The following is a 6,449-nucleotide window of genomic DNA, read 5'->3' as shown; positions in this document are numbered from 1 at the left end:
CTTGTAAATGCAAAGGAATTTGGTTTGTTTCTGGTTCCTTATCTTGATCTAATATTGATGTATTTATTTTTTGATAAAGCGAGTATATGTCAGATAAACTTTCATTAATATTATAAAACTCATCATTGAGTTCACTGCGTACCCCAGTTGGCATATCAAGTTTCATTAGTCGTTTTTCAATATTCTCAAGTGCATCGGAGATTTTTTTAAGTGCGTCCACATAATCGTATCCATAAGCTTTAAAATAGTTCTTTTGATATTCTAACTTTTTTTCAAGTTGATTTTTTGGCGGATGGTCTCAGCTTCAAGTTTTTTGCGTTCTGTTATATCTATCGATAAGCCAATAATGCCAATTATTTTGTTATTATGGTCTTTGTATGGCTTCTTATGTGCAATATAATATTTAATTTCTCCATTTTCTACTGTAGACTCTTCTAACACTTTTTCTTCAACTATGCCCATCATAATTTGATTATCATGCTGACTGAGTTCTTCTGCTTTTTCTGACCAAATCTCTTTGTCATTTTTTCCAAGCAAATCTTTAACTTTAATGCCACCAGCAAGTATAGAGTTATTTGTTTTTATGTAGGTTCCCCTTCCATCTTTCCAATAAAGGATTCCTGGTATCATATCAATAATACTTTCTAACTCATGAGTCTTAGCTTTAATTACTATTTCAGCTGTATATAAAATTTCATCTATATTAATTAACTTATATTTTACGATACCGTGATCACAGTTATTAACTACTACTATATAATGCCTTTTGCATTCAATATCATTATTCCTCGATTTCCAATCAAGTCGTACTATATCCTTGATGTCTATATCCAAACCAAATAGATGTGTTTTTTTAAAAACTTCATTATAACTTTTACCTACAAAAGCAGTAAAATTTGAGCTACTTCCACATTTGTTATCAATACATTCTATTATTCCATATTGATTTACTATAACGTTTAATTCTTTATCTTGTTTATCCAAATCAAATCTCCTTTAAGCTTACAAGCTTAGCATTCAAGTAATTTTTACTCTAAAATGACTATGCTTAAAAAATCAAAAATATATATCAATAATGATGTGAGAATCAAGGGACCAACAATAGAAATTATTTTGTTTTTCCTGAGTATTTTTATCACCTTTATTTTTGCTGTATTTAAAAAATCATCTATAATTTGCCACCAGTTTGTCAACATAAAAGGTTTTGGCGTATTCGTTGATTCTGGAACAATTGCCTGAAATAAATTCATCATGATTTTACTTCCTAGTCTTGGGAATGTCATACCACATTGACGCATCCAATCTTTACATGTAGTCGTATCAATTTTCATAATATGATACTTTGACAGTAACCTTAATTTGTCTGCTGATTCATAAAGTGATTTTAAAACAAATAGCGGTGATTTTTCGTCTGTATTTAACAGTGCTTGATACCATTGACCTGTATCATAAATAACTTTTCTTTTTCTCATATTCAAAAACTTCAACAACCTTTGCCATGCTAGAGGTTTGCTATTTTTAAGGTTCATAATCTGCATTTTTTTGTTATTTTCTTTTCTTTGATTTGATAGTTTAACTAGCAATTCTGACAATGTATCAACAGGTATAAAGTTGATATTGAAATTGAATTCTGGCGCATAACCAAAACTTAATACTGAACGAAGTATCATAGAATAATGATCGTTTTCTGTTATAAAATAACCACTTTGGCTATTACCAACAATCCAGCCAGGTCTAACAATAATGCATGCCATACCTTTTTGATGAGCATAATTTAGTAGCAACTCACTAACGTATTTTGTCTGATTATAACCATTGGCTAAAGCCAAATCATGGATGTCTGTATAAACTTTTTCATAAATCGTTTGTGACACATCTTTTGGCACAACTGCGGATATTGAAGATGTGTAAACAATCATTTTCCTTACCCCTAAAAATGCAAACTTGATCAATTCTAGCGTTGAAAAAACGTTGGCTTGCTCGAGTTGTTTATAGCTATATAAATGGTGAACATAGCAAGCACAGTGAATAATTGAGGTTACCTTGCAAGCCAAATTATGGTAATCGTCGTCTGAAAGTCCAAATTGGAACTTTTCAAGGTCACCATTGATAAAATGAATATTACTGAAATTTACTTGACCAAGCTTCAAACTTTGCAACAATTCATTTACTCTTACGTCAAATGCTTGACCTTTTGCTCTTATCAAACAATATACTTGTGTATTTTTCTTATATTGACACAAATATCGCAAGACCTCGCTTCCTAAAAATCCAGTCGCTCCTGTAAGAAGAATGTTTTTGCAACTTACCTCCATGTCAAACGAATCGGTTACTACAGACTCATCAATTTCTTTTTTGTATTCATTAAACCGTTTTAATATATAATCCGTTACGTTGTAATTTGAAGTACTGTTTTCATCCGTTAATAAACCATACAATCCCCTAGGAGTTGGAGCTTCTAAAAATTGCACTAATGACAAATCAAAATCAAAGCTTTTTTTTACTTCAGTCTTTAAATAGACTAAACATAAAGAATCTCCACCCAAATCAAAAAAATCACCATCTAAGGCAATATGTTTACTAGGTAAAACTTTTTGAAATAATGTAATTATATTATCTAAGCTAAGAGTATTTGAACAAATTAACTTTTGTTTATGATACTGGGTGATATGAGTATTAAAACGTTCGACCAATGCTTTACTATCTAGCTTACCATTTCTTGTTAATGGCCACTTATCCAAATATAAGTAATAGCTTGGGATCATATACTTTGGTAATGTATGGCGAATACTCTTTTCATACTCATCCTGATTAATATTGTCACTAATGATAAAAGCTACCAAGTACTGCTGACCATTATCCATCTTGAATACTTCAGCTTTACAGGATGTAACAGCAGGGTTAATTGCTAAAATACTTTCCACATGACGCAATTCAATACGATAACCATTTAATTTAACGAGTTTGTCATCACGACCAATGATGTGTAAATCTCCTTTCCCATCTAGGTAACAAATGTCTCCTGAGTTGTAAACATCTCGATTATCTTGGGAAGAAATCGTTGTATTAGGGGCGTTGAGATAACCTTCAAAAAGGCTTAAACCAGACAAAAACAACTTCTCAGGAACGTAGTAAGGCATTGTATTGAAATATTTATCATAAACCTCAACTTCAACATTTTTCAAGGGCTTGCCTATATTTGGATAGTCATTATAAAAGCTCTCATCGTCATGTTTCCATTCATGTATAGTACTAAATACGGTATTCTCTGTTGGACCATATACATGGATCAACTTTAATGGGCAAGATGAACTGAATTTTTTTATTAAGCTAACATTACAACTTTCACCGCCATACACCAAATATTCAAGCTCGCTCCGTGATAATAATGCCATGTCTGTTAAATAAGACTCAAACAGCTTTGTGCTCATCCACATTGTATTAATAGAATACTTCTTACAAAAATCAAAAACGTAAGCCTTTTCTCTCATTAAATAACAGTTTTCCAAAATGCAAATAGTTGATGTGTTTAACAAAGAACCCCAAATCTCAAACGTAGCTGCATCAAATGAAACCTGGCTGTTATGCATCACTTTTTTATTTTTTGTAATCCCTCTAATAAAATCTGTTTCGCATAAATTAATAATATTAGAATGTTTAATTGGAATCCCTTTTGGTTTGCCTGTGGAACCAGAAGTAAACATCACGTATGCTACGTTATCAGATAAATACCGTACTTTTTCTTTTTGCTTAAAAATATAAAAAAAGCAGTTTGAATCTATTTTAATTTTGGATGCAACTCTATCATCCTCAACCATGCGATCCGTGATAAACCCATACGTGCCAATTTCGAGCATTAAATCAAGCATGACAGCTTCATTCATTTCATGGAAAATCGGTAAATAGGCAGACTTATTTTCCAAAATAGCTAACATATTTTTGATAAAAACGTAACCTCGTGGAACGATTAAACCAATAATTGTTGAAGCTGGAATATAGAAAGACAAAGCTTGTGACAAATGTAAGACATCATTCACTAACGTTTTATAGGTATATTGCCGATCATTTTGTACAACAATAGTATGATTTGGTTGAGCGTATGCATTATCTTTAACCAATTGCTCAAGTCGCTTTTGGTATTTAGTATTTTGCATCAAGACCCTGTTCATATCAAAAGCTTGCGTTTTTATCCTGTTATTCAACGAAATTTCATTTAACTTCGAATTCAAATGATATGAAGTCAGTATGTTGAAGTATGTTTCAAACTGTGCTAAAGCTTTTGTTAGAAAGCTATTTTCAGGTAAAAAACAATCAACATACATCATATTATTATTTTGGTCATAATAAAAAATTACAGGATGATTTTGACATGCAATGCTATTTGCATACGAAAAGCTAAATGAAAAGCTTGAAAACTGCTCCTTTTCCTCTTTTAGTACAAAATCTCTTGCGAATAAATCTGTCAGAAAAAAATATTTATCTCGTATTTTATTTTTTTTCTCTATAAAAAACTGAATAAATTCCAAGATACTAGCGTGTTCAATCTCCTTTAACAAAAAAGGAATATAAGGGTAAAACAATGGTTGTAACTTTTCATTTATTGCATAGTTATGGGTTAACCAAATTGTGCTTGTTTGGTAATTTGTGATTTTTAAAATAATACAACACCATAAAGCAAAAATAAGTTCTTTTTTATTATAAGGTAAATCAATTTCATTCAAGAAATCACATTGAAAAGATAATCGATTATTGACATTCTTATAGGCATAGTTAACATACGAAAACAACTTAGGGCTCATAAAATTTCTTAAAAGACCCAGCCAATAATATTCGTATTTTCCGAGCTTATCAACATGGGTAAAATAATTTTGTATATATGTGCTTTCTATGTCGGACAATACCGCATTTTCAATCACAGAATCACCATAGAGGGATCGCAGTTGCGCATAATATTTCTGTCCATTCCAATAAATTATACTATCATCGGCTTGCTTGGATGTATTGAAAGCCTTATTCAGCACATCAAGAATATAAAAGTGTTTGCCCAAAAGTATTTTGACAACACCAAAATCGTTATAGGAATCCATTGATTCAGATGCATTTAATAGTCTTTTGCAACTTGCATAATCTTCAAAATCTGTTAATAAAAAATTTGGCTTTCTATTATATCCATAATACTCAATCGAATCTGTTTCTCTAAGACAAAACTTAGAATCTAGTAGTATTTCCAAAACGTGAGAAAACTCATCAACAGCTTTTTTGTAGCACTTTAACATAAGTTTTTTTGCATTATCATTTGGCAATACAGGTATTTTTGATTGAAATAATATTGCACCTTGATCGATTTTCTCACTGCAAAAGTGCCATGTATAACCATGTGTTTTTTCAGACTGAAAAATTGCCCAATTTACAGGACATACTCCAGCATATTTTGGTAACAATGCAGGATGAAAGTTCACACAAATTGATTTTTGTAAAATACGTTGAGGCAAGATAATTGGATTCACAATACTAAAAACATAATTTACCTGTGTTTTATCAATGTCACACAGTGCTTTATGTAGTGGATAACATAGTATTTCCTTATCGTTATGCATTATTGAAGCATAAACATCTGTATAAACTGCTTTAATTTGCCATCCTTCTGCTCTTAATACAGTAATAAATTCATTTAACCAGGAAGATTGACTTATTATTATGCAGATTTTATTGTATTCTTCAGCAAGATTTCTCTTTTTTAACACTTTTAAATCACGGTAAGTCATTGATACCCTCCCCCTAACCTACTACCATTAATCTGGGTTTTATTCTATTCCTTCATTTTTTCTAAGAATTTATTCTAAATGCTTCAAAATGCTCATCTCTTTTTTGACACGTTGCGACACATTGCTTTTGATCTGATCTCTCCCCATAATTAAGTTGATTGAAACGGCAACATTATATTTTTAATCGAATTGAGTTTGTATGCATACAACAGTTTTTGTTGTTGTTTTATCAAGCTACAATCAACCATATTACCGCTTCTATACGATAGAATAGCACTAAGTCTAAATTTACAATTTATATTCTAATGGTCAGATAACAAACTGATCAAAGTATTTGTAGTAACAAAAAGTAGCTGCATTGTTATTTTCACGCCACACATAATGCAATATTTTTTTACTTGAAAACACTACCTTACTTAGGCATAACCTCATATTATTGCTAACAGTGCCTAAACTGACTTTAGGGTTAAAAATGGTTAAAAAAAGCTCAATAATCTCTCTCCTTATTCTATCGTTTTTACTGTCTCCCTTAGTATACGCTTATGGGAATACTTGCCCTAATAAACCTTTCTTTAGTCAACAATGCACTGATGAGGATGCTTTGAAGATCAGCTATCAGTTTACTGAAGCTGAACTGCCTCAATTGATCACTAATGAAGTCAATGGCTTAGTCACCTCGTTTGA

4 protein-coding genes are annotated in these 6,449 nt (G+C 31.3%); 1 reads left to right on the top strand and 3 read right to left on the bottom strand.

The genetic code is table 11. The annotated features are described in order from the left end of the window. The 3 genes from M1V25_RS10045 to M1V25_RS10035 all read right to left on the bottom strand — a co-directional run. On the bottom strand, nt 1–220 hold a 220-nt coding region (locus tag M1V25_RS10045; protein ID WP_498843193.1), incomplete at its 3' end, for a hypothetical protein. 41 nt (nt 221–261) lie between these two features. Continuing rightward, nucleotides 262–984: a PAS domain-containing protein gene (locus M1V25_RS10040; protein ID WP_498843192.1), complete on the bottom strand. Its 723-nt coding sequence runs from the start codon at nt 982–984 to the stop codon at nt 262–264. A 44-nt stretch (nt 985–1,028) separates the two neighbouring features. Continuing rightward, a complete protein-coding gene (locus M1V25_RS10035) occupies nt 1,029–5,765 on the bottom strand; it encodes a thioester reductase domain-containing protein (protein ID WP_498843191.1) in 4,737 nt (1,578 codons plus the stop codon). Nucleotides 5,766–6,237: 472 nt separating this feature from the next. On the opposite strand from M1V25_RS10035, the gene M1V25_RS10030 reads away from it, so the two are divergent. Further along, the coding region (locus M1V25_RS10030) for a hypothetical protein (protein ID WP_498843190.1) at nt 6,238–6,449 on the top strand (212 nt) is incomplete at its 3' end.

This window comes from Candidatus Nebulibacter yamunensis (assembly GCF_024208055.1).
In the GTDB taxonomy this organism is placed as follows: domain Bacteria; phylum Pseudomonadota; class Gammaproteobacteria; order Francisellales; family Francisellaceae; genus Caedibacter; species Caedibacter lacustris.
This window is presented reverse-complemented; position numbering and strand designations above follow the sequence as displayed.

Coding starts and splice junctions, on each gene's coding strand:
- M1V25_RS10035 (WP_498843191.1), bottom strand. CDS start 5,765: ATGACTTACCGTGATTTAAAAGTGTTAAAAAAGAGAAATCTTGCTGAA.